Annotated in this window: 21 protein-coding genes; 12 read left to right on the forward strand and 9 right to left on the reverse strand. The window is 38.8% G+C overall.

Going from position 1 to position 26,110, the window contains the following annotated elements; genetic code table 11:
* Positions 1-34 precede the first annotated feature (34 nt).
* From MHI46_RS02035 to MHI46_RS02065, 7 genes are all read left to right on the forward strand, one after another.
* Positions 35-4,072 (forward strand): isopeptide-forming domain-containing fimbrial protein, encoded by a 4,038-nt coding sequence (locus tag MHI46_RS02035; protein ID WP_342503073.1) that lies wholly within the window; start codon positions 35-37, stop codon positions 4,070-4,072.
* A 6-nt stretch (positions 4,073-4,078) separates the two neighbouring features.
* On the forward strand, positions 4,079-4,639 hold the full coding sequence (locus MHI46_RS02040; protein ID WP_260775273.1) for a class D sortase: 561 nt from the start codon (positions 4,079-4,081) through the stop codon (positions 4,637-4,639).
* A gap of 98 nt (positions 4,640-4,737) precedes the next feature.
* Positions 4,738-5,022 carry an AbrB/MazE/SpoVT family DNA-binding domain-containing protein gene (locus MHI46_RS02045; protein WP_039176465.1) on the forward strand — a complete coding sequence of 95 codons (285 nt, stop codon included), beginning with the start codon at positions 4,738-4,740 and terminating at the stop codon, positions 5,020-5,022.
* Positions 5,023-5,379: 357 nt separating this feature from the next.
* Positions 5,380-5,766 (forward strand): hypothetical protein, encoded by a 387-nt coding sequence (locus MHI46_RS02050; RefSeq protein WP_260775274.1) that lies wholly within the window; start codon positions 5,380-5,382, stop codon positions 5,764-5,766.
* 31 nt (positions 5,767-5,797) lie between these two features.
* Positions 5,798-6,778, forward strand: a complete 981-nt coding sequence (locus MHI46_RS02055; RefSeq protein ID WP_260775275.1) for an ABC transporter permease — start codon at positions 5,798-5,800, stop codon at positions 6,776-6,778.
* Positions 6,779-6,784: 6 nt separating this feature from the next.
* Positions 6,785-8,071: a hypothetical protein gene (locus tag MHI46_RS02060; RefSeq protein WP_260775276.1), complete on the forward strand. Its 1,287-nt coding sequence runs from the start codon at positions 6,785-6,787 to the stop codon at positions 8,069-8,071.
* On the forward strand, positions 8,071-8,736 hold the full coding sequence (locus MHI46_RS02065) for an ABC transporter ATP-binding protein (RefSeq protein ID WP_260775277.1): 666 nt from the start codon (positions 8,071-8,073) through the stop codon (positions 8,734-8,736). Before MHI46_RS02060 ends, MHI46_RS02065 begins: the two co-directional genes overlap by 1 nt.
* A gap of 403 nt (positions 8,737-9,139) precedes the next feature.
* Here the strand turns inward: MHI46_RS02065 and MHI46_RS02070 are convergent, their stop codons facing one another.
* The 4 genes from MHI46_RS02070 to tcyA form a co-directional block, all read right to left on the reverse strand.
* Entirely contained in the window at positions 9,140-9,310 is a 171-nt protein-coding gene (locus MHI46_RS02070) for a hypothetical protein (RefSeq protein WP_342503074.1), read from the reverse strand.
* A 542-nt stretch (positions 9,311-9,852) separates the two neighbouring features.
* A complete protein-coding gene (locus tag MHI46_RS02075) occupies positions 9,853-10,596 on the reverse strand; it encodes an amino acid ABC transporter ATP-binding protein (protein WP_041089051.1) in 744 nt (247 codons plus the stop codon).
* A gap of 12 nt (positions 10,597-10,608) precedes the next feature.
* The gene (locus MHI46_RS02080) at positions 10,609-11,301 is read right to left on the reverse strand and encodes an amino acid ABC transporter permease (RefSeq protein ID WP_024424286.1); all 693 of its coding nucleotides are present in this window, start codon (positions 11,299-11,301) and stop codon (positions 10,609-10,611) included.
* Entirely contained in the window at positions 11,288-12,103 is an 816-nt protein-coding gene (gene tcyA, locus MHI46_RS02085) for a cystine ABC transporter substrate-binding lipoprotein TcyA (RefSeq protein ID WP_039176473.1), read from the reverse strand. The genes MHI46_RS02080 and tcyA overlap by 14 nt, the downstream gene beginning before the upstream one ends.
* A gap of 356 nt (positions 12,104-12,459) precedes the next feature.
* Here tcyA and MHI46_RS02090 point away from each other — a divergent pair, with 356 nt between their 5' ends.
* Positions 12,460-13,851, forward strand: a complete 1,392-nt coding sequence (locus MHI46_RS02090; protein WP_267188736.1) for an amino acid permease — start codon at positions 12,460-12,462, stop codon at positions 13,849-13,851.
* A 103-nt stretch (positions 13,852-13,954) separates the two neighbouring features.
* Here MHI46_RS02090 and MHI46_RS02095 read toward each other — a convergent pair whose 3' ends face one another.
* The 4 genes from MHI46_RS02095 to MHI46_RS02110 form a co-directional block, all read right to left on the reverse strand.
* The gene (locus MHI46_RS02095; RefSeq protein WP_342503075.1) at positions 13,955-15,508 is read right to left on the reverse strand and encodes an MFS transporter; all 1,554 of its coding nucleotides are present in this window, start codon (positions 15,506-15,508) and stop codon (positions 13,955-13,957) included.
* A gap of 84 nt (positions 15,509-15,592) precedes the next feature.
* A complete protein-coding gene (locus tag MHI46_RS02100) occupies positions 15,593-16,447 on the reverse strand; it encodes an SDR family oxidoreductase (protein ID WP_126682201.1) in 855 nt (284 codons plus the stop codon).
* A gap of 23 nt (positions 16,448-16,470) precedes the next feature.
* Positions 16,471-17,538, reverse strand: coding sequence for a mannonate dehydratase (uxuA, locus tag MHI46_RS02105; protein ID WP_039176484.1), 1,068 nt, complete (start codon positions 17,536-17,538; stop codon positions 16,471-16,473).
* Positions 17,539-17,575: 37 nt separating this feature from the next.
* Positions 17,576-18,253, reverse strand: a complete 678-nt coding sequence (locus MHI46_RS02110; protein WP_059374431.1) for a GntR family transcriptional regulator — start codon at positions 18,251-18,253, stop codon at positions 17,576-17,578.
* 357 nt (positions 18,254-18,610) lie between these two features.
* On the opposite strand from MHI46_RS02110, the gene MHI46_RS02115 reads away from it, so the two are divergent.
* The 3 genes from MHI46_RS02115 to uxaC all read left to right on the forward strand — a co-directional run bounded on the left by MHI46_RS02115 (position 18,611) and on the right by uxaC (position 22,467).
* Positions 18,611-19,777: a Gfo/Idh/MocA family oxidoreductase gene (locus MHI46_RS02115; protein WP_342503076.1), complete on the forward strand. Its 1,167-nt coding sequence runs from the start codon at positions 18,611-18,613 to the stop codon at positions 19,775-19,777.
* Positions 19,778-19,835: 58 nt separating this feature from the next.
* On the forward strand, positions 19,836-20,933 hold the full coding sequence (locus MHI46_RS02120; protein WP_059374433.1) for a Gfo/Idh/MocA family oxidoreductase: 1,098 nt from the start codon (positions 19,836-19,838) through the stop codon (positions 20,931-20,933).
* A gap of 82 nt (positions 20,934-21,015) precedes the next feature.
* Entirely contained in the window at positions 21,016-22,467 is a 1,452-nt protein-coding gene (gene uxaC, locus MHI46_RS02125; protein WP_058837318.1) for a glucuronate isomerase, read from the forward strand.
* Positions 22,468-22,538: 71 nt separating this feature from the next.
* Here the strand turns inward: uxaC and MHI46_RS02130 are convergent, their stop codons facing one another.
* On the reverse strand, positions 22,539-24,032 hold the full coding sequence (locus tag MHI46_RS02130; RefSeq protein WP_024425520.1) for a peptide MFS transporter: 1,494 nt from the start codon (positions 24,030-24,032) through the stop codon (positions 22,539-22,541).
* A 263-nt stretch (positions 24,033-24,295) separates the two neighbouring features.
* Between MHI46_RS02130 and MHI46_RS02135 the strand changes: the two genes are divergently transcribed.
* Positions 24,296-26,083 carry a right-handed parallel beta-helix repeat-containing protein gene (locus MHI46_RS02135; protein WP_342503077.1) on the forward strand — a complete coding sequence of 596 codons (1,788 nt, stop codon included), beginning with the start codon at positions 24,296-24,298 and terminating at the stop codon, positions 26,081-26,083.
* The last annotated feature ends 27 nt before the right edge of the window (positions 26,084-26,110 follow it).

The following is a 26,110-nucleotide window of genomic DNA, read 5'->3' on the forward strand; positions in this document are numbered from 1 at the left end:
ACGATATAAAGCAAGAAAAAGGGGAGGTCAAAAAATGAATATATTGAAAAGAACAAGTCAGTTATTTCTTATTTTGGTGCTGATTATTGGAAATTTATTAACGGTCTCACCAGCTGTTACGAAAGCCGCGGGGACGGTTGTTGTGAACAATACGGATTCCTATATGTTTGGGAGTAGACCGCTGGTTCTTCAGCAGCTTGATGGAAATAACCCAACAAACGTAAAAGCTAGTGTACAGGTGAAAGGAATCGATGTAGGTGCAGTGAATGGTGTTGCTGTAAGTGATCGAGAAAATGTTGTATATGCAACTGCAGATAATATCGGTAGCCCTAGTCTATATAAAATAAATGCGACCTCAGGGCAGGCAGAGATCGTAACCAAATTACCTGAAGGTGCTACTAATGCCGTTGTGTATCAAGATAAATATATATATTCTTATGCTTCTAATGGTGAGTATTTCCTTGGAACGTACGATTTAGTTACGGGTAAAAAAACGGCCAAAAAAATCGTAGGCTATGAGATTGGGTCTGGCGTTGGCGGAGACCTTGTCGTTGATAAGGACGGTTATCTTTGGTTCGCATCCAATGGCAGTGGTGCCATTGCACAAATGAACCCTGATACAGCAGAGGTCATTCGTGTCATTCCAATTAAAAATGCGGATGGTAAAACGATTGACGGAGGCGTTCGGGGAATTAGCTTTTTGCCAAATGGACAAATGCTATTACAGTCAGGATTAAATGAATCCATTGGTCATTCCACTCTTTTTACACTTGATGCGAAAACATTAAGTACAACATATATGGGCACTGTAGGTGATACATTATCTTACGACCTAGCTTCACGTGTAAAACCAGAATTTGATCCATATCCACCAGAGCTTGAATCAGAAAAATCAGTTATCTTACAGAAAAAAGCAGAGGGCAACACAGATGAGAAGCATCCAGAAGTAGGCGATACCCTTCTTTATACAATTAGAGCCAAAAATACAGTACAATACGGCATTCTTAAAAATCTAATCATTTCAGATCAGCTTCCAAGCAGTTTAAGCTATGTTGCAGGCTCACTTAAGGTAGATGGTGCCAGTGTAACAGATGCAAAAGATCAAGACAAAGGTGATTATACAAACGGCACTGTTGCAGGACAAGTAGGTGACGTGAAAGATACCGATTGGCACACTGTGACATTTGAAGCGACAGTAGGAAAAGGTCAGGCAGGCAAGGATATTAAAAATACTGCCAATGTAAAAGGGGAGAACACACCACCAGGCAATCCAACAACAGATATAGAAATCTATCCTCGAGATCCAAAACTTGAATCAGAAAAATCGGCGGTCTTGCAGAAAAAAGCAGAGGGCAACACAGATGAGAAGCATCCAGAAGTAGGCGACACATTGCTTTATACCATCCAAGCCCGTAATGCTGTTGAAGATAGCTTCATTGAAGATCTTGTCATTTCTGATAATTTACCTCAAGGATTATCATATGTACCAAATTCACTTCAGGTAGATGGAAACCCAGTCACGGATACAAAAGATGATGACAACGGAGATATAACAGACGGCACTGTTACTGGAACGTTCGGTGAAGTGAAAGATGCGAAGTGGCATACAGTGACGTTCGAAGTGACGGTTAACAAAGGCCAGGCAGGCAAAGACATTCAAAATACAGCGAGTGTCACAGGCGGTAACACACCACCAGAGAAACCGACAACAAAAACAGAAATCTATCCTCGTGACCCGAAGCTAACATCAGAAAAATCAGCTGTCTTACAGAAAAAAGCAGATGGTAACACAGATGAGAAGCATCCAGAGGTTGGTGACACTCTTCTTTATACAATTAAAACAAAGAATACGAAAGAAGACAGTCTCGTTGAAAACTTAGTGATCTCAGATGAACTGCCGGAAGGATTGGCGTATGTACCGAATTCACTACAGGTGGATGGAGATACAGTCACAGACGCAAAGGATGACGATAACGGAGACTTTACAAACGGAGCCATTTCAGGACAATTTGGCGACATTAAGGATACAGATTGGCATACAGTGACGTTTGAAGTGACGGTTGAAAAAGGACAATCAGGCAAAGACATTCAAAATACAGCCAATGTCACAGGGGGCAACACACCACCAGAGAAACCGACAACAAAAACAGAAATCTATCCGCGAGATCCAAAGCTTGAATCAGAAAAATCAGCGGTCTTGCAGAAAAAAGCAGAAGGTAACAAAGATGAGAAACATCCAGAAGTAGGCGATACCCTTCTTTATACGATTAAAACAAAGAATACGATAGAAGACAGTTTGATTAAAGATTTAGTCATTTCAGATCAATTACCAAAAGGACTGAAGTATGTCACTGGATCCCTGCAAATTGATGGAGAATCCGTCACGGACGTAAAAGACGATGATAGCGGAGACTACACAGATGGAAAGGTTACAGGATCTTTTGGTGATGTGAAGGATACGGACTGGCACAACGTGACGTTTGAAGTAACAGTTGAAAAGGGCCAGGCTGGTCAAGACATTCAAAACACAGCTAGCGTCACAGGCGAAAACACACCGCCAGAAGAGCCATCAACCGAAACAAAAATTTATCCTCGTGACCCAAAACTAACATCAGAAAAATCAGCGGACATTCAAAAAAAGGCTGAGGGCAACACAGATAAAAAGATACCACAGGTCGGCGATACCCTTCTTTATACGATCAAAACAAAGAATCTTGAAGAAGACAGCATCGTCAACAATCTCGTGATTTCTGATGAATTACCAGAAGGTCTTCAATATGTCGAAGGTTCACTAAAAGTAGATGGACAAGCCGCAACAGATGCAAAAGATGACGATAACGGAGACTACACAAAAGGCACAGTAACCGGTCAATTTGGCGATATCAAAGATACAGAATGGCATACAGTGACCTTTGAAGCGAAAGTTGCAAAAGGCCAATCAGGTAAAAGCATTCAAAACACAGCGAAAGTAACAGGCGAAAACACGCCGCCAGAAGAGCCATCAACCGAAACAAAAATTGATCCAAGAGATCCAAAGCTTGAATCAGAAAAAACATCTGAAATCTCTCAAAAAGCAGAAGGCAATACAGATGAAAAACAAGTACAGGCAGGCGACACGCTCCTTTACACCATCAAAACAAAAAATAGTGTAGAAGACAGTGTCATCAAAGATCTAGTCATCGCAGATAAACTACCAGAAGGTCTTGAATATGTAGAAGGTTCACTAAAAGTAGATGGACAAGCCGCAACAGATGCAAAAGATGACGATAACGGAGACTACACAAAAGGCACAGTAACCGGTCAATTTGGCGATATCAAAGATACGGACTGGCATACAGTGACCTTTGAAGCGAAAGTCGCAAAAGGCCAATCAGGTAAAAGTATTCAAAACACAGCGAAAGTAACAGGCGAAAACACGCCGCCAGAAGAGCCAACAACCGAAACAAAAATTGATCCAAGAGATCCAAAGCTTGAATCAGAAAAAACATCCGAGATTTCTAAAAAAGCAAAAGGCAATACAGACGAAAAACAAGTACAGGCAGGCGACACGCTCCTTTACACCATCAAAACAAAAAATAGTGTAGAAGACAGTGTCATCAAAGATCTAGTCATCGCAGATAAACTGCCAGAAGGTCTTCAATATGTAGAAGGTTCACTAAAAGTGGATGGACAAGCCGCGACAGATGCAAAAGATGACGACAATGGAAATTTCACAAAAGGCACAGTAACTGGTCAATTTGGCGATATCAAAGATACAGACTGGCATACAGTCACATTTGAGGCGAAGGTTTCCAAAGGATCTGAAGGGAAAACCATTCAAAACATCGCAGTCGTAAGTGGTGAGAATGTAGACGATCCAGACAACCCTGAAAACTCAACAACTGTAGAACCACCGCATAAGCCAGAGGTGCCAGCAAATCCAGATACGCCTTCTAGTTCAGAAACGGAGACACCTGGTCATCATCTTCCGAATACTGCAACTGCGATGTACAACCTTTTACTAGCAGGTTTTGCACTCGTATTAATAGGTGCAGCCCTTATCATCTGGAACAGAAGAAAAAGAAACGGATAACCAGTCATGTTTCAAAAATTCATCTCAGCGATATTGATCATAGCAGGGCTTTGGCTTGCGATTGTAGGATATTTGAATATCGTTGATGGACAAAAAGAAGTAGGTCAGTCATTTCAGTCTGCACAAGCAGCCATTCAGCAAAAGGGGAAAGCAGATTCCCCTTTTGCGCCGCAGACTGGTGAAGCGATTGGGCTTTTGCACATCCCAAAGCTAAAAGCTGAGTTACCGATTGTAGAAGGAACAGATGCAGATGATTTAGCAAAAGGCGTTGGTCACTTTCACGAGAGTTATTTTCCAAACGAGCACGGACAAATCGTTCTATCAGGGCACCGTGATACGGTGTTTAGACGAACAGGAGAACTTGTGAAGGGAGATCAACTGATTATTGAGCTTTCATATGGACGTTTTGTCTATGAAATCGAGAAAACAAAGATAGTGAAGAAAGATGATCAAACAATTATTACGTTACAACAGGAAAAGGAAGAACTTATCCTCACCACATGTTACCCTTTTTCCTATATTGGTCCTGCACCAAACAGATATATCATATATGGGAAGCGTATTTAGTCACTGGAACAGCCTGCAGATTAACCGATTTGATCGCTTAATCCCTTCATATAGAGGGAATTGTCTATATCATATCTAGTAATGCAGGAGGGGGCAATTTGTTAAATAACGATTATGTTAAATATATAGATAAATTTGGGAGAATTGTTCTTCCGACAGAGATGAGAAAACGGTTGAACATTCATCCGCAAGATTTTATGGAGATTTATCGAGAAGAAGATCAAATAGTGATGAAGCCGTATTGGCAGGACAAACCTTGTATCGTAACAGGGCAAGTGACGTGTTCCAATAAGGTGCTATCTGGTGGTGTGGTCATCAGTCCAGAGGGAGCAAGGCTGCTCCTGCAAGATTTACTGGCGCTTCGCCTGCAAAAAGAGATATAAAAAAAGGCTGTCGAGATTTTCTCGACAGCTTTTTCCCCTTTTAAGCACTCGATTTCCATTGAGGGGAGTTCGGGACCGGCTGTCAGTTGTCAGATCATAACCATATCAGTCTTATAAATCAGCAAGTACACGTAGCTCTATAGCATCTTTTATAAATTGACTTTATACTATTAATTAACTATATTGTAAAATATATATATTATTTTCCACGTAAGTAGGGTTCCTGGGTAATTTAACAAGATTAAAATTATAGGTATATGTGCATTGCGCAATAGTTGACTATTGATAGAAAGGTGATAATATTAATATAGATTATTACAAAAAAGTAATCATTTACTAATTAAGAGGAGTGGCGTAATGAAAAGAAAATCTTTTATTTTGTCGGTTGTTGCTTTCGCTGGATTAATAGGAAGCAGTGTTTTACCTTCCAATGCTTCCGCAACGGAACATTTAGGTTGGGATGAAGATATAGGGGTTGTACAGCAAGGCTTTGCTACGCTCGCAGCAAGTAAGCCTCAGTCCCATAAGGGCTACAGAGAATTGAATGACCGTATGAATCGGCATAGAGCAGTAGGGATCACGAAATGGAAAGGAAAAAAACACTATACCACAGCAAGGTATGAAAAAAGATGGCCATTAAGTGGTGTTATCACGAGTAGTGGACGAGTCTGGGGAACTGGTAAGACAATTGCCAAATCTGGTTGGTGCCAAGGTGGAAAAGCTAAAACTTACTGGGGCAATTAATCTTGGGTTCTATAATTGAAGGTGGGTTTACATGAAACAAAGAGTAGCAATCCTTATGTATTTATGCATTCCCTTTTTCGTTATTAGTTTCATAGTGGCTTTATACAGCCACTATTTAACTGATCAACAACGGGTAGAGAGAATTTCAAACTCTTTGTATAGTAATGTCAGCGTTTACGTGGAAATTTCAACAAAAGAACCCTTCAATTGGAACCGTTTTGATGATCAAAAGGATTATACCATATTCAAAGAAGCCTCTGATGGTGATACAAAAGTCAGAGGCTTTTTTACAAAAGGTCCAATTGAAGACCCCCCCATTTTAGAAGGAAGATTCTTTAATTCGAGTGACTTTTATAATCATAAAAAAGTTGCTGTTGTAGGAAAAGCTATTAAAGATAGAGAATATTTTCTTTATGAAGGTGAGAAATATCGGATCATTGGCCGTATGGGTTTAGAGAAACCTACGCCTCTTGATCAGCAAACGCTTATTAATATTGATGCCCTAGAAGAATCAAAGGAAGAAAGCATGAATTATTATGTAATAGACGATTATTCAAGCATGAAAAACATGAAGAATCAATTACACAACATGTTTGATAAAAAAACAGCAATCAACATTAAAGATAAGGAGAAGAAGGGTTTAAATCGTGTAATGGGTACAGATAAGCAAAATCAATTTGTCTTTTATATTCTCCTTTGTGTAATAGCCCTTACATCAAGTTTTATCTCTGTATATTGGATACACCGAAAGACCATGTTGATTACGATTCAACAACTTATCGGATTCCAACAAAAAGAAATTTTAAAAAGTCTGATTTTACAGTACTTTGTAGCTTCACAATTATTTTATTTGTTGGGCCTGCTTACAGGAAAACTTATTCTTCCATTTTCAGCTGCACAAATCAATATAATCATTTTAAGCTATATAATCGCCACGGCTTTTGGGGTAGGAAGTTTCTTGGTGGCGTTTAAAAATAAATCATACAAAAATATTATAAAACGACTGAGGTAAAAATGTATGTTGCTGTTAAAAGAATGTTGGGAAAGTATAGTATCCAGAAAAACCATTGCATTTTTGGTCATTCTGGAGCTGATAGTGCTTTCTTTTTTTATGACGATACTGTTTTTAAACTATCAAAAATCTGAAACGCATGCTAAAAGTTTTATGCGGCCTTTTGAAAATCAAAACGTGTATCAAGTTGATGATGAATTGCGAGATGAAAAAGAAGAAGCATTTTTAAGTAGTCCATTCAATGTAGATAAGCTCCGTGTATTATATGAAAAACTTGATTCCGCCAAAAAGTTTCAATTTCTTAATATTACACAACAACCAGTAGGCATCCTCAATTTTAATGGTCCTCAATCTTTATTAGCTGGTTTTGAAGAAAATAGTATTATAGAACCTTATGAATCAGAAACAGACCATCAAATGTATGAAACGATTAAAGCTGTGCAAATGAATAAACACGCGATGGAGTTACTAGATATAAAACTTTCAGAAGGTGAGTTACTTCCTGACACAGCCTTTGAATATAAAGAGAATAAAGATATCCCTGTTCTTTTGGGATCAAGCTATAAAGGGTTATACAATGTCGGCGACAAGATAACCGTCGAATACTTATTCAAGAAGTTGGACGTACGTGTGACTGGTTTTTTGGAGAAAAATACTTATACAACAATAGGGCAAGATTCCCAAGTATATTTAGACAGATATATGGTCTTGCCGATGATGCACTTTGACCAAATTGAACGGAAAGATAAAGAATTCTATGATTTCCAGTGGAAGGTATTACTTCACAGTATTAATGGGTTCATAGTTACACCAAAAGATAGCCTGGCCATCACTAAAGAAGTCAATCAGCTTGGAAAAGAAGCTGATTTTACAGATTTTGCGATTCTTGGAGCGAATACAACAGGTATTGTTGTTTTGTCGAGCATGATGGAACAAAATCAACAAATTTTGATCTTGCTGACAGTGACTTTATCGTTATTTTCACTAGCGACCATTTATTTTGTATTGCGGGCAAAGCTGAAATTAAATATGAAAAAATATGCGATTTACCTTATATCAGGTCTAACAATGGCGCATATATTCGCTTTCATTTTCAGTGAAGTACTGCTTCTTAGTCTGATTTCATTTGGATTAATAGCATTTGGTGTCTCATTCATATTAGGAGCCTTAGATCCATCTTATTATGTAGGTGGTATTGTCCTTTCCCTTGTGTTTAGTTTGATCATCACTGCTCCGATTTATTTTAGGTTTAGAAAAATGCCGATACAAATGCTGCTGAAGGGAAGAGAATAATGGATCTGATAACGTTTAAAAATATGTCTAAAGAATTTAATCCAGGGAAACAAACAAACAGGGTTTTAACGGATGTTAATTTAACTATTAAAGAGAATGAACTTGTCATGATTACAGGCAGAAGTGGAAGTGGAAAAACTACTTTATTAAACATTATTGCTGGTTTAGATAAGCCAACGAGTGGCTCTTACTCTTATAGAAATCATGATTTGACAAATAAAAACTATAAACAATTAGCTGATTTTAGGAAAAATAGAATAGGTATCATTTTACAAAACTATCCGCTGGTAGATGAAAAAAACGTATTTGAAAACGTTAAGATTCCACTATGGAATAGTAATTTGTCTAAAGAAAAGCAAGAAAAACACATTATAGAAATGCTTCGTTACGTCGGTTTGGAAAATAAAGCAAAGGCATATCCTAAGGAGCTTTCTGGGGGTGAAGCTCAGAGAGTGGCAACAGCAAGAGCTTTAATTAATGATCCAGAATGCATTCTTGCTGATGAGCCTACTGGCTCTTTAGATGAAGAAAGCGAACAAATCATATTTGATTTGTTAACTGATCTCCATCGAGTGGGAAAGACGATTATCATCGTGACACACAATAAGGATTTGGCTAAACAGGGAGAGAGACAAATAAATATAAGTAACGGGGTTTTTTCGTAGTGTAAGTTAGCATCATTAGAGCACCCAGCCGATCTGCTAAGCGCTCTGCGATCAGTAGTCGTATCAGTAGCGTATGATCCGGAGCTGGCAGAAAGCAGCCGGCTTTTTGTGTGTTCAGAGATTCTGTGCCCGGTTGAAATGCGCCAATCGGAACGATGGAAAAAAGCGCTTTGTGCTTGTCAGGCGGTCAAGCAGCCGCTTCATCTGCACATAATTGGAAATTCGCAGGGCTCCTTAGTATGAATGATTTTACTAAATATGTTTGATAAGCATAAAAATCAAAGTTCGGTCTGTCTGCAACTATGGTAATCTTCATTTCTCAAGATCATCTATATGATATGTTTGAACTGGCTGATTTTCTCCATCATTCTCTCTCTATCCTTTCCAAACTCTTTGGTTATATCTATCTAATCTTTTCTTTTTCCATTTTCTGTTTTTTTAGAAGGTCCAACACTATGAGGTTTTGTTGTTTTTGCTTTTTTAATGTACGTTTTTCTTCTAACTCTTTATCTCTTTTCTCTTGGTTCCGTTTTGCACGCGCTAAACGTTTTTCTTCCAAATTTCGATTGCTCATTCATTAAAACCTCCTATTTGTAGGCTAAAAAACCTACTCTTTTTTTGCATTTTTTCAACAGAGTCAATACTTTCTTTAATCTTTGTATCAAGCAAGTGTTTCAGGAGTAGAATGTTTTTTAAGGTAGGTGCTTGGGGAAATTGGGGTACAACATGGTGATAGATGCAAGAATAATTGTATAATTAATTGCGTACATCTTAAGAACGCCAAAGGTGTTTATTATCAATCACCTACATTCCTTCTAATTCCACTTTGTTTCACCTTTCCCTTTTAATTGAGGTGAAATAAACGCCCTGTTTTTGCCTAGCCGATCAAGAGCCGCAACAGCTTCACATAATCTGAAGCTGACAGATAGAAGGCGGCCCTTTTGTGTGGCAGGAAATCTGGAACTGGTCGTCAGCTGTCGGGTCCCCGCAGTCGCACGCCGAACGGTGCGATGTAGAAAAGCGCTCTGTGTTTGCCAGAGCAATCAGTTTAAAGATTGAAATTCGCTTACTAGATAAAAAAGGCTGTCCTCACCACGTGAGAACAGCCTTTTTTCATCATACTGGATTCAAAATCCGGTTTAAGAATTGTTTTGTACGTTCTTCCTTTGGTCGTTTGAAGATTTCCTCCGGAGGACCTTGTTCGACAATGACGCCGCCATCAATAAAAATCACTTCGTCTGCTACTTCTTGGGCAAACTTGATTTCATGTGTGACAACCGCCATGGTCCAGCCTTCCTTCGCTAGATCCTTCATGACCTTTAAAACTTCCCCGACAAGCTCAGGGTCAAGCGCAGAGGTTGGTTCATCAAAAAGCATAAGCTCTGGCTGAATGGCAAGTGCACGGGCAATCCCGACACGCTGCTTTTGACCGCCTGAGAGCTGAAATGGATACAGGTCTTTTTTATCCTCAAGACCGACCTTTTGCAAGAGCTGAATGGCTTCTTTTCGAACCATTTCCTTTGGACGGCGCTGCACCTGGACAGGACCTTCCATGACATTTTCAAGCACTGTACGGTGAGGAAACAGGTGATAATCCTGAAATACCATTCCTGATTTCCGGCGTAGCTTTAGCAGATCAGCTGATTTATTTTTTTTCGAAAAATCAATCGAGAAATCATCGAAGGTAAAGGAGCCGCCATTTGGTATTTCAAGTGCATTTAAACAGCGAAGCATCGTTGTTTTCCCAGATCCAGATGGACCGAGAATGGCCACAACCTGCCCTTTGTTGATCGAAAAATCAATCGACTTTAAAATCTCATTTTCACCAAAGGATTTCTTGAGACCTTTGACTGTTAGCATGTCGTTCCCTCCTTACCTTGCGACATATCGATCAAGTCGTTTTTCAATTTGATGCTGAACGAGCGATAGAATAAAGCAGAATACCCAATAGATGAGGGCTGCTTCCATATAAATAAACAAGATCTGATCCAAGTTCGCCGCAGCAATTTCCTGTGATTTACGGAACATCTCTGCCACGAGAATCTGGGAGGCAAGGGATGTATCCTTCACCAAGCTAATGAATGAATTAGACAGCGGTGGAATCGATACACGCACAGCCTGCGGTAAAATCACGCGGACGAGCGTTTTGCGATGTGTCATCCCAATGGAATAACCTGCTTCCCATTGTCCTTTTGGAACAGACAGGACGGATGCACGGATAATTTCCGACGCATACGCACCTACGTTTAAAGAAAAAGCAATAATGGCACTTGGATATGGATCCAGTGTGATATTAAATGTCGGAAAGAAATAGAAAATAATAAACAATTGCACAAAAAGCGGCGTTCCGCGAACGGCCGACACATAGATGGAGAAAATCCATCTGAGGGCTTTAATTTTAGACATTCTCGCAAGAGCTGTCACAAGCGCGATAAAAATACCAATAATAAAGGCAATGATGGCGAGGGGAATTGTATAATAAATCCCCTGCATCACCATTGGCCAAAAAGATTGCTGAAGAAGATCCCAAGGAATGACGACTCCTAGGATGTTATTTTGTAACATCTTCACCAAACCATTTCTTAGAAATCTTAGCGAGTGTACCGTCTTTTTTCATTTCTTTTAATGCGCCATTCACTTTGTCAACGACTTCGCCGCTGCCTTTTCTGAATGCGAAATAAGTTTCTTGAGGATCTCCTGTTTCAAATGCAACTTTTAGGTTTTTGTTACCGCTTGTTTTCAAGTAATTCAATACAGCCAATTTGTCATTAAACGTCAGATCAGCACGTCCTTGCTGAATCAATTGAATGGATTGTGCTAGACCTTCAACGCCTTCGATCTTAGCACCAGCATCTGTTGCTAGTTTGTTGTAGTTACTTGTTAACGATTGTGCTGCTTTTTTGCCTTTAACATCAGATAGTTTCTTGATGTCGTTATTATCTGATTTTGTCACAACAATAGCTTGAGATGTCGTGTATTTATCAGAGAAATCGTATTGATTTTCACGGCCAGTTTTCCCAACTTGGTTCGCTACCACGTCAAAACGTTTTGCATTCAGTCCAGCAAACATACTGTCCCATTGTGTTTCTTTGAATTCAGGTTTTAAGTCAAGGCGTTTTGCTACTTCAGTGATGACTTCTACATCGTAGCCAGTTAATTTATCTGTCTTTTTGTCATGGAAAGTGAAAGGAGCATAAGTACCCTCAGTTCCAATGGTTAATACACCTTTATCCTGAATGGATTTCCAAAGGTCTCCTGATTCCTTAGACCCAGATTGTTTATTCGCGTTGTCGCTTGCACCAGATCCACATGCCGTGATCAATGCAACACAAGCGCCTAAAATAATGGCAAAGAACATTTTTTTCATTTTATTCCCCACTTTTCTTGTTGGTATTTACAACATATGATCTTACAGAGAAGCAACCTAAAAGTAAAGCATTTGAAACTAGCTTGAGCGAATCTCACCAACTTTATGCCCGCAACCCATTTCTTTCAAACCTAAAAAGCCATTCAGTTTATTTGTGCGAACATTACTAAAATAAAGACTTTGAGACAGTGACCATAGAAGGAAGCATATTTATTATAAAAGATGTATAATTAGTAGGTTGTTTTGAAAATGGAATGAATCACATGGAGACATGTTTTGATAACAGAGCATCTTAGAAGAAGGAGGGCATCATTGTGGATGTTGGACAAAATCAGCCTGAACAATTGAAAAGGGCGATGACCTCCCGCCATTTATTTATGATTTCACTTGGCGGTGTCATTGGGACAGGCTTTTTCTTAGGAACGGGCTATACGATTGGACAAGCAGGGCCAGTCGGAGCTGTTCTTTCATATATTGTGGGCGGATTGATCATGTATTTAACCATGCTGTGTCTTGGGGAGCTGTCGGTTGCACTTCCTGTGTCGGGGTCGTTTCATACGTATGCGACGAAATTTGTCAGCCCGGCAGCGGGTTTTGCTGTCGGCTGGATTTATTGGCTCGGCTGGGCGGCAACGGTCGCCCTTGAGTTCTTATCAGCAGGACAGCTGATGAGGCGCTGGCTGCCGCAAGTAGATGTGTGGATTTGGTGTCTCATATTCGGACTCTGTCTTTTCTTATTAAATGCCCGGTCAGCAAAAGCGTTCGGGGAGTCGGAATTTTTCTTTTCTACCATTAAAATTATTGCAATTTTACTCTTTATTGGCGTAGGCGGAGCGGCGATGTTTGGGTTTATTGATACAACGAGCGGTGAACCCGCCCCTTACTTCAGCCATTTTGTGAATGATGGGCTGTTTCCAAATGGCCTGCTTGCCGTTGTGGTCACGATGATTACGGTGAATTTTTCGTTTCAGGGAACAGAGCTGATCGGTATTGCGGCAGGAGAAAGTGAAAACCCCGAGAAAACCGTTCCTCGTTCGATTCATCAAACCGTATGGCGTACACTTGTCTTTTTCGTCTTATCTATTTTCGTCTTAGCCGGTATGGTGCCTTGGAAGGAAGCCAGTGTGCTGCAAAGTCCATTTGTTACTGTGTTTGAGAGAACGGGCATTCCTTTTGCGGCAGACATCATGAACTTTGTCATTATTATTGCTTTATTATCTGTTGCAAACTCTGGCTTGTATGCATCGACAAGAATGCTGTATTCCTTATCGAAGGAAGGAATGGCAGGAAAAGCATTTAGACGCGTCAATCAGCGCGGTATTCCGATGAATGCCTTACTGCTCACGTTCCTGTTTACAGGGATTTCGCTGTTATCCGGTTTTTTTGCAGAGAAAACGGTATTTGCCTGGATCGTGTCCATTGCCGGAATGAGTGCCCAGACAGGCTGGATCACGATTACATTATCACAGCTTCTTTTCCGTAGAAAATATTTGAAAGCAGGCGGAAAGCTGGAAAACTTAAAATTTAAAACGCCTCTTTATCCGGTGCTGCCAATCATTGCGATCACACTAAATACCATCGTGTTGGTTAGCCTTGCCTTTGATCAAGAGCAGCGCATCGGGCTATATGTCGGCGTACCGCTCATGATCATTGGATATGTTGTCTATCATCGCTATTTGAAAAAGCATCAGGCACAAAGTGAGCCACTGAAGCTGCAAATCCATGGAGATGACGAGATCCGGTTTTAAAATCAAAAAACACTAAATTTAAGATATTTAAAAACACCTCTGATATCAATCTGAAGGTGTTTTTTTTGAAGTGATTCTGTAAGTTCTCAACTAACAACAAAAGTTAGTTCATATCCTGCTGTTTAAAATCTTGTTGTTCAAAATTTTGGCGCTTATTCTGATATCCTACGTTATTATTACCCCAAAGCTTCTCGTAATCCCATCCTGTTAGCGCTTTCAAAACACTTCTTGTTTCATCATCAGCCTGTTCCATTGAACCATTATTCTTTAACCTATTAATTTCATTAATCATAATGGAGTGCGTTTTCTTAGATAATTTAAATTTAAATGAAATAACTAAACTAATACCGACTAGCCCTACAGTTCCGAAAAACAGAATACCTACAATCCCATTTATTGCTGTCGTAGACTGTGTCGTCGCACTTGCAATGAATCCACTTTCCTGTAAAATAACTCCTACCAAGAATGTGGCTAAAGCTGTAGTACTCTTGCGTGTAAAAGTCATAATACCTGCAAATATTCCTTCTCTTCTTTTACGAGTGACCATTTCATCTACATCAGGAATGAAAGTGTAAATATTCCATGGTATATAATATAATCCACTCTTTCCGATGCCTAAAATAACAGAGAAAGCATACAGCGCTATAATCATATAAGTTGGTTGTGTGAAGTATAAAAATATATAACCACTGATACATGTAATAATAGCAGTATAAGATATTTTCAAAGATGGCGCAGGACCTATTTTAATCACGAGCCAACCAAACAATATGGTACATACCATTTGAAGTAATGAACCAATAGATAATAAATCGGCTGCGAGCACTGCATCTTTATTTAAAGAAAACACAACAAAGTAGACAAAGACAGCGTTTAAAATATCCATGGCAGTAAACGAACAAATATACATCGTGAGGTGCTGACGGAAACTTCTAATTCTAAAAGTAGATGTTAAGTCAATGATGACTTTTTTTATGGATTCTATAGCAGGTACTTTTTCTACACCATCAGGTTCTATCATGTCTTCTTCTATTTTACGTTCCCATGTTGTTCTATGTGTAATTAATAATGCAGCCATAAAAATAAAGGTGAAGATAATTCCATTGTAAAGAAAAACTTGAGGTGAATCTTTTCCGAATATTTCGAATAATCTGCCTGGAATAAAGGTAGCTAAAAATGTTCCTAGTCCTGAGTAGATTAATCTTATTGTTGAGAGCTTGGTCCGTGCATTAAAATCATTCGTCATTTCAGCTCCAAGTGTTTCAAATGGAATTAATACCATTGCTGCAAGGAATTCTAACAAAATATAAACCGTTAAATAGTACCAGTAATTCATATCAGAAATCCAAAGAAGAGAATAAATAACCATCAAAGGGCTTCCAATTAGTAAAAAGAACCTGCGTCGTCCAAATTTTTTCCCAAGTTTTGTACGACCAAAATTGTCAGTGATATGGCCCATAATTGGGCTTGCTATCGCATCAATAATACGAGCAATTGCAATAATAGATCCTGCTTCAACAGGGGTAAGACCACAGTATGTAATAAAAAAATATAACATCCATGCGCCTATGATAGCGAATGCTCCCCCTCCAAATAAATCCATTGTTCCATAACCAATATAATTTTTGAGTGTTAGTTTCCTGTTCTCAGTCTGCATTCTTATTTCTCCTTTCCAAGCCTACTTATAAATTTAAAAAAACATATAAAATAAAGATGTATGACAAGGAAAAAAATAAAAATATTAAACACCTGAATACGCCATAAAACCTCCATCAACAGGAATGGTCACGCCGGTAACAAATGCTGACATATGATCATCAACAAGCCATAATAGGGTACCAAGAAGATCTTCTGGCGTACCAAACCTTCTCATTGGTGTGTTCGAAATAATCTTATGAGACCTCTCTGTATAATCTCCTTCTTCAGTTAGGAGAAGGTTTTTATTTTGTGAGGTTAAAAAGAAGCCCGGTGCTATGGCATTTACTCTAATTCCTGCCTCGGCCATATGAACAGCTAACCATTTGGTGAAATTTTCAATTGCTGCTTTTGCCGCGCTATAAGCAGGCACTTTGGTCATTGGAGAAGGGGCACTCATAGATGACATGTTGATGACAACTGCTCCCTTTCGATGAACCATATTTTTAGTGAAAATTTGTGTAGGAATAAAAGTCCCCATAAAATTTAAATCAAATACATTTTGTACACTATCTGTACTTAAATGAAAAAAAGTATTTACCTTAGGATTAGTAAGGTCTTCTGTTTGAAATATTTCATTGGTTGTATTTGCACTGGAGTGGTTACCACCAGCTCCATTTATCAATATTGTACAATTGCCTAATTCCTCTGTTACAATCTTCTCGGCTTGTTCAACACTCTCTTTATTCAGAACATCACATTTAATCGCAATCGCTTTCCCGCCCATAAGGTTAATTTCTTCGGCTACCTTTTCACCTTTTTCGACTGTTCTATTTAAAATGGCAACAGACACGCCATGTCTAGCAAGTTCCTTTGCCATGGCGCTGCAAAGTACGCCACTTCCTCCTGTTATGACAGCTACTTTACCAGCTAAATTTTTATTTTCTTGTATGTTTACCATGTAGCTTCCTCCTTTGCTTCTTTTCATACAGAATGTTTATTTTGTAAAGCATCCCAAGCTCCCCACAAATACATAATTCCAAGTGCTCTATCATAAAGACCATATCCAGGCCTGCATTGTTCATCCCAAATGTGTCTTCCGTGATCGGGTCTACAATAACCTTTGAATCCGCTTTCATAATAAGCGTGTATAATAGCTGAAACATCTACTGATCCATCTTTTGATCGATGCGATGTTTCAACAAAGTCCCCGTTATCATATACACGTACATTTCTTATATGAGTAAATGGGATTCTATCAATAAATTCGTGAATCATAGAAACTAAATCATTTTCTAAGTTTGCTCCTAAAGATCCTGTACAGAGCGTTATACAATGATGTGGGCTATTATTTAGTTGTAAAATTTTTCTGATGTTTTTTTGGTTAGTTACTATTCGCGGTAGACCAAAGACAGGCCAAGGTGGATCGTCAGGATGAATAGCCATTTTAATATCATGAAGTTCTGCAATTGGAATAACCTGATCTAAAAAATATTTCAAGTTGTCCCATAAATCATCGTCTGTTACATTTCTGTAGGCTTCAAAAAGGTGGTGGAGGTGATTTAACCGCTCTGGTTCCCAACCTGGCATGGTTAAACTGGAGTTCTCACTAATTTTATTTACTAAGTCTTTCGGATCAATATCTTTAATTCGACTATGTTCATAAAATAGAGCTGTAGAGCCATCAGGAAGTGTTTTATTTAAGTCTGTACGGATCCAATCAAATACAGGCATAAAGTTATAACATATGACTTTAACACCGACCTTTGCTAGCTTCTGAATTGTTTTCTTATAATTTTCTATGTATCGATCTCTAGTTGGAAGTCCGAGCTTAATGTCTTCATGAACATTCACGCTTTCAACCACTTCAATATGAAGGTTATGTTTATCAGCTAATTTTTTCATTTCTACAATTCTTTCTAATGGCCACTCTTCTCCTGCGGGCACATCATGCAGTGCCCAAACAATTCCTTCCACTCCTGGAATCTGCTTTATTTGTTCCAGTGTGATTGTGTCGTTTCCTTCGCCAAACCATCTAAATGTCATCCTCATCTACCATCACCCCTAAAATATAAGTAACAACCTATTTTTATTTAAAATAATTTGGATATTCTTTCTTCAATAATTCTTTATCAACAAGTGCAATTTTCAAATGCTCTTCCATGATTGTTTCAGCTTTATCAGCATCTTGATCTTGTATAGCTTTGAAGATATTTACATGTTGAGAAAGAATATTATCCCAATTATAATCTGTTACTAGCCTTAACATGCGACTCCTATTAAAGTGTACATTCATCTGTTGAATAACTAACCATGTTTTTTCTTTTTTACACCGTTTGAAAATAGTTCTATGAAACTCCTCATCTAATTCAAACATTTTTTTATAATCTTTTTTCTTAACGCAAATTTTTTGCATACTTAAATTCATATCTAAATCATTAATCAACTCTTCAGAAGGTTCCTGACAGGCTAGTCTAATCACGGCCTTCTCGAGATGTTCTCGCATAAACCGTGCTTCCTCCACAAGGTTCAAATCAATTAAAGAAACAAATGTACCTCGTTGAGGGTAGATACTTAATAATCCTTCTTGAGATAATTTTAAAAAGCTTTCTCTTACAGGAGTTCGACTAACATTAAATTGAATGGATATTTCTTTTTCAGAAATATTTGTCCCAGGTGGAAGCTTCAGGCTTAATATTTGATCTTTTAGCATATTGTAAACTTGTTCCCTCGTAGAGAGGTTTTGGTTTTTAAAATCGATATTCATTATTCTAATCTCCTTTCTCTAACATACTACCATACAAGTGCATTAGAATGGTAGACACTAATTTAATTTTTCTGAATATTACCCTGTGAGCATTTATATAACTCTTGATGATTCTAACTATGTAAGCCATGATCAATCATAAAAGTGAGGGATATTAAAAAGAAAATTCAAAAAACTATACAAAATTCAAAAAGATTGAGTTATAATGTTTTTGTTCTACCATACTAGTATAACTAGAATATTAATAGAACGAACGGTACTCTGATCTATCAGTTAGGTGAATCATTCAGTTTTTTGAAAGCGCTATCTCATTATTAGAAGTGAAAATTTATCTTCTTGCAGAAGGGAAAGATTGATATGACCAACATCGCAATTATAGGAACTGGATCTATTGCAACTGCCCATATCGAGGCTTATCTTGCAATGCCTGAAATCAGTAAAATTGTAGCTTTAGCTGATATTTATCCTGAAAAAGCAATGTCTGCAGCAACAAAATATAACCTAGAAGCACGAGTTGTCGCTAACTACCAAGAGTTATTGAATGATCCTACGATTGATGCCGTTTCCATTTGTACACCTCCTTATATGCACGCAACCATTGCCATCGATTTTCTTAAAGCAGGCAAACATGTCTTAGTAGAAAAACCTATGGCTTCTTCTCTAAAAGAATGTGACGAAATGATAAAAGCATCTATTGAAAGCCAAAAGCTTTTATCCGTTGTTGCTCAAAACAGGTTTATGACGCCCATTATGAGATTAAAACATGTCCTTGATCAAAACCTCATTGGAAAAATCGCTCATACTCAAGTTGATTCTTTTTGGTGGCGTGGTCATAGTTACTATGATTTATGGTGGCGCGGTACATGGGAAAAAGAAGGTGGAGGTTGTACACTTAATCATGCTGTCCATCATATTGATATGTTGCAATGGATGTTAGGATTGCCGACTGACATTTTTGCAGCAACTAGTAATACCTTGCATGATAATGCAGAGGTTGAAGACCTTTCTATTGCGGTACTTCGCTATGGAAATGGCAGCTTAGCACAAGTAACCAGTTCTGTTGTTCATCATGGAGAAGAACAACAACTGATTTTTCAAGGTGAAAAAGCTAGAGTATCTGTCCCATGGAAAGTAAATGCTCATATAGCTAAAGAAAATGGGTTTCCTCAAGAGAAAAATGATGAGGATTTAGAAAATCGTATTCAGGAAGCTTTTAATCAGTATCCGGAATTGCTATTTGAAGGGCATAAAGGACAAATAAATAATTTTTTAATGGCTATCAAGGGTAACCAGAAGCTTTTAATTGATGGAACAGAAGGAAGAAAAACACTAGAACTTATTACAGCCATCTATAAATCTGCAAACCAAGGTGTTCATGTGAAGCTTCCTCTTTTAGCAGACGATCCTTTTTATACACGTGAAGGAATGCTTGCGAACGTTAAGCATTTTTATGAAAAACAAAGCAGTGTAGAAAATTTTTCAGACGATACGATAACCGTTGGAGGAAATTACGAGAAACTATGAGTCTAACGTTATTAAGTTATTAAAAATAAACTGGAAGCTTGCTAGAGGAGGAACAATCATGCAGAAAAGTGATGGAATGAATTATGCTCCTAAGGGAAAAAGTGCCCCTGTCGTTACAGAAGGACAATTCGTAATGGCAGCTATAGGTCTTGATCATGGACACATCTATGCAATGTGCAATGGATTAACTGAGGCTGGGGCTACATTAAAATGGGTTTATGATCATGATCAGAAAAAAGTACAAGAATTTTGTAAGGCTTATCCGGAGGTACAGGCAGCCAAAAGTGAGAAAGAAATTCTCGAAGATCCAGATGTAAGGCTCGTGGCAGGCGCAGCCATTACATCTAAACGCTGTGATTTAGGGCTGCGTGTTTTAGATCATGGTAAGCATTACTTTACGGATAAATCACCTTTTACAACGTTGGAACAATTGGAGCTTGCTCGTAAAAAAACAGCTGAAACGGGGCTTAAATGGGCTGTTTATTATAGTGAACGTTTGCACGTGGAAAGTGCCGTATTTGCTGGTCAACTGATTGAACAAGGAGCCATTGGAAAAGTGGTACAAGTTCTTGGAACTGGCCCACATCGTAGTAATGTAGAAAGCAGACCAAGCTGGTTTTTTGAAAAGGAGTATTATGGAGGTATTCTATGTGATATTGGTAGTCACCAAATTGAACAATTCCTTTACTATTCTGGCGCAAAAGATGCAAAAGTTGTACATAGTAAAGTGGGCAATTACAAACATCATCAGTATCCAGAATTGGAAGACTTCGGCGATGCTACTTTAATTGCGGATAATGGGGCTACAAACTATTTTAGAGTAGACTGGCTGACTCCTGATGGCCTTAGCACTTGGGGGGATGGGCGCACATTCATTCTTGGAACAGACGGGTATATTGAAATTCGCAAATACGTAGACATAGCAAGGGATAAAATAGGAGACCATTTATACTTAGTAAATCAACAGACAGAGCAACATTTTTCTCTAAATGGAGAAGTAGGTTTCCCTTACTTTGGTGAACTTATTTTAGATTGTTTAAACGATACTGAAAATGCTATGACTCAAGAGCATACTTTTAAAGCCGCAGAACTATGCTTAATTGCACAACGAGACGCAATCTATGTAAATACGGAGATTGAATTAAGTAAGATCTAAAAAAGTGAGGTGTTATTTTTGTTAATAACACCTTATTTCATTTAATTGAGATTTTCTAAACATAAGTATAGAGGTGACTATATTGTCTACATTCCTAAGCGAAGATATGATGCTTAATCACGAAAGTTCAAAAGTTCTTTATCATGATTACGCGAAAAATATGCCAATCTATGATTTTCATACGCATTTAATGGCTGATGACATTGCTGCTAACAAAAAATATGAAAATATGACTGATATTTGGCTTAATGGAGACCACTATAAATGGAGGGCTATGCGGTGGTTTGGTGTAGAAGAAAGATTGATCACGGGGAATGCAAGTGACAAGGAAAAATTCTTAGCTTGGGCCCAAACGGTTCCATATACAATAGGAAACCCTCTTTATCATTGGTCACATTTAGAATTAAGTCGTTATTTCAATATAAATGAGTTGTTCTCAGAAAAAAATGCACATAAAGTTTGGGATATCTGTAATGAGAGATTAAATGAAAGGAACATGTCCACAAATGGAATTTTAGAAAAATTTAATGTAAAAGTTGTATGTACGACTGATGATCCAATCGATACTTTAAAAATTCATCAAATCATACGTAAAGATGTAGGAATTACTACTAGGGTCCTGCCTACATTTAGACCGGATCAAGCTTTAAATATTGAACAATCAAATTTTGTGAATTATATAGAAAAATTAGGTGAGTCAATCAACGGCGTTGTTTTAACATATGAAAACTTTATCGCTTCATTACATTCACGAATTGATTATTTTCACGCGAATGGATGCAGAATGTCTGATCATGGTTTTGAAATATTTCCATTTTCACCAGCTACTGAACAAGAAGTATCTTCTATATTTGTACGTGCGCTGCAAGGAAAAACACTATCCCAAGAGGATATCAATAAATTTAAAACAAACACTCTTCTTCACCTGAGTAAAAAATATCATTCTCTTCATTGGACCATGCAATTACACATAGGTGCTTTAAGGAATAATAACACACGAATGTTCAAGTTAACGGGAAAAGATAGTGGGTACGACTCTATGTCTGACTTCCACCTAGCAAGACATTTAAATGGTTTTTTGAATGAATTAGACAAAGATAACCTTTTACCTAAAACCATTATCTATAATTTAAATCCCGTTCATAATGCGATTGTGGCCTCTACTATAGGGAATTTTCAATCTTCTGATGCCAGAGCAAAAATTCAATTTGGATCTGGGTGGTGGTTTAATGATCAAAAAGACGGCATGCTAGATCAAATGAAAACATTATCTAATATAGGTTTGCTTAGCACTTTCGTAGGTATGCTTACAGACTCCAGAAGCTTTTTATCGTTCCCTCGCCATGAATATTTCAGAAGAATTTTATGTAATTTATTTGGGACTTGGATAGAAAATGGTGAGCTTCCAAGGGATTACGAATTTATAGGAAAAATAGTCAAAGATATTTGTTATCACAATGCCGTGAATTATTTTAACATCGAAATAAATGAGACAGTACCAATGAAAACGAATGAATCATGCAGTAAGATATAAAATTTCTATATGAAGACTGATCATCAATAAAGTGAAAAACTGGACATGATGTACTCATGTCCAGTTTTTTATTAATGAACGCCTTTCATCGCTTTCTTAATCACTGGTGTCAGTAATAGCATTACAACGCATAAAACGATGGCCAGCAATCCGATGATACCGAAATAGACGGTTTCTGGCACTTTATCAAACAGTTTGACTACTTGCGCATTGATCGCCTGTGCCATCGCATTTGAAAGGAACCAAAGGCTCATCGTTTGCGCTGAGAAGGCAGCAGGTGCCAGCTTTGTTGTCGCTGACAGTCCAACTGGTGATAAGCAGAGCTCTCCGATCACAACGAGGAAGAAGCTCAGAACGAGCCATAATGGGCTCACAAGTGTGTTCGGACCGGACATGTATGCAGGAATGATCATGATGATGAAGGATAACCCCGCAAACAGAAGGCCGAGTGAGAATTTAATCGGGGTAGACGGCTGTTTCTTCCCAAGTCTGACCCATAACCAAGCAAACACTGGAGACAGCAGCACAATAAAGATTGGGTTCAATGATTGGAACCATGAAGACGCTAGTGTCATCCCAAGAAAATTCAAGTTTGTTCGTTGATCTGCATATGTCGCTAAAATGTTTGAGCCTTGTTCTTGAATCGCCCAGAACATCACGGCAGCAAGGAACAATGGAATATAAGCGAGAACCCTGGATTGCTCCACTGCACTCGTCTTTTTACTGAAATACATGACAATGAAATAAACAATCGGAATGAGTACACCAAGGGCACTGACAAACCAAGTGAATAGATTAATTGTGAGTGCGCCTGTTTGAATGCCAATGACAGCAAAAACTGCGAGCAAAATCACAACCAATGATCCGTAAATTTTGAAGTTCTTACGCTCGGCAGCTGATAATGGATTTGTCACATAAGTGCCGGCAAGACCAAGGTTCGGTTTTTTTGTGACCACAAATGTAATGAGTCCAACAAGCATCCCAACGGCAGCGAGTGAGAACCCGAGGTGGAAATTCACTTTTTGACCGAGTGTTCCGACAATTAATGGGGAGATAAAGCCACCCATGTTGATCCCCATGTAGAAAATACTAAATCCAGAGTCCCTGCGCGGGTCTGTTTTTGTATACAGGTCGCCAACAATGTTTGAAACGTTTGGCTTAAGAAGACCTGTCCCAATAATAATCAGTCCCATACTAATAAAGAGCGCTGTTGCTCCGCTTGGCAAAGCCAAAATCACGTGGCCAAGCATAATGAAAACTCCGCCATAAAACACCGTACTGGACGAACCAAATACCCGGTCGGCGAGCCATCCGCCAATAACTCCTGACATATAGACAAGCGCACCGTAGACCGACATGATCGAATTGGCTGTCGTCTGGTCAAAGCCTAGACCGCCTTTTGTCACCTCTGTGTACATATAATAAATAAGCAGTGCACGCATGCCATAATAGGAGAAACGCTCCCAAAATTCAGTGAAAAACAGTGTGTAAAGTCCTTTAGGATGTCCAAAAAACCCTTTTTGAGGAACACTTTTAACAATTTTATCGTGGTCAATTGTAGACATGGCATAGATCCTTTCTTAAAAAAAGAGATATGAGAAAAATGATATTCTTGTATAGTTCTTGTGTCAATATAAAACTATTCTAAAACAGGAAAATGTTAGTTTAATAGGCTTAAAGACTCAAAAAATTGAAAAATTCATTGAAGTAAAAATTATCGGAAAGTTATTCCGGAAGAATTTATTTAAAATTTGAATCAATGTACAAGCAAACCTTTACCACATGCATAGAATGACGAGAGAACATGTGTGAAAAGGAGTGATTTAGGTTGGGGGAATTGAATGAAGCTGATCTAAAAAAACCTGTTGTCAATGTACTAGATTTTGGCGTGATTGCTGACGGGAAAACGGATTGCACAGCCAAGCTCAATGAATGTTTAGAATGGACAAAAGCACAAGGGTATTCCCATGTCTGGCTGCCGAGCGGCACATATTTAATAGATGCGGTGTACAGAGGTGATTCATTTTTTCCTTTCCGAGGTGCAGGTATACGGGTGCCAAGTCATATATGCATTGAGATGGCTTCAGACGCTGTGATAAAGGTAAAACCAAATGATTCATGGGGGTATGCAGCCTTTTATATAGGAAAGGTTCAGAATGTGACCATCCGAGGCGGACGTATTGAAGGGGATCGTCATGAGCATGTATACAAGCCGCTCCCCTCTGAACGAAAAACCCATGAATGGGGCTTTGGGGTGTGCATTGAAGGTGCCTCCCATGTCGAGGTGAATCATGTCCAAATCAAAAATTGTACGGGAGACGGCATTATTGTCAGTCCCCATGGTTTATTGACAGAGGGTGAACCGTACTCGCCTGCTGCATCTATTGATATTTCCGGCTGCACCATCACAGATTCGAGGCGCAACAACATTTCGATTACAGGCTGTGATGGGGTCATTGTGGAGGACTGTCTCTTGGAAAGAGCAGGAGTAAATGGGGTCGAGCCAAGAATGGGCATTGATATTGAAGGCTATGGAGAAAATGCCGTTAATATGGAAGAACCGCTGAATATTCAGATTCGAAACAACATCGTCAGAGGAGGGGCTGCGAGCTCAATCTATAACTTTAACGGTTATGGTGTGATCATTGAAGGCAATCATACAGATAGCAGTATCTCCTATGGCTTCTCCACCGAAACGATCATTGCCAACAATATGATTCGTGCAGTGGGAGGAGGGGTTACAAAAGCAGGGATTACGAGCTTAGGCGTCTCACTTGGTCAAACCGAAAACAATGTGATTATTATTGGCAATATGATTGAGGGGTTTGAAAAAGGGATTGATGTGAGGGGAGACAGTGTTCACATTACAGGTAATAAGATTAGTCTTTTTGAAGATGCGGCTGTGTCCGTTTATATGGCGAATCGTATTCTAATAGAAGGAAACCATATTGAATCAGGAACGAATACCGGAAAAAGGAGCGCCTCCCTGCGTATCTATCAATCGGATAGTGTCGTCTTTTCAAACAATACGGTCTATTCTGTTATCGATGCGGCCGTGGTGAGAGGAACGAATATCCTTATTCAGCACAATCAATTCAAAGAATTCAGCAGAGGAATCTGGGTGCAGGAAGGGGAAACAGGGATCAACGGCAACCACTTTATTCAAGAAGGACACCCGGAGCTAGATTCTTCCTATACGATCAGTGTCACCGAAAATGCAAAGGCTTTCATCTGGCAGAATCGCTTTAAAAACTATCAAAACTACGCTGTATACAGTAGCACGACAGGGGCATTAGAAATTAAAGACAATTCCTTTGAAGAAACATCCTTATATGTGGTGATGTATATTAAAAATGGTTCACCACAAATTGGAGATAACCGCTTCTATTTAAATCGATCGATCGGACAGCCGACAGCGATCTTTATTGACCAGGCTTCCTCAGCTCGTGTGCTGCGCAATAACATCATCAATCTATCTCCTCAAAAAGCGATTGCCGTCCGCACCGCAAATTCCACTCATTCTGTCATCGCTCACAACATGCTGGAACGCAGTCAATTGTTGACACATACCACAGACCGGCTCATCGGAAATATTGAGATTGATACGCCATCATGAGCGTTTGAAATCCCTTATTTTGGAGGT

Origin of the sequence: Bacillus sp. FSL K6-1000, from assembly GCF_038630785.1 — a bacterium.
GTDB classification, from domain to species: domain Bacteria; phylum Bacillota; class Bacilli; order Bacillales; family Bacillaceae; genus Bacillus; species Bacillus safensis.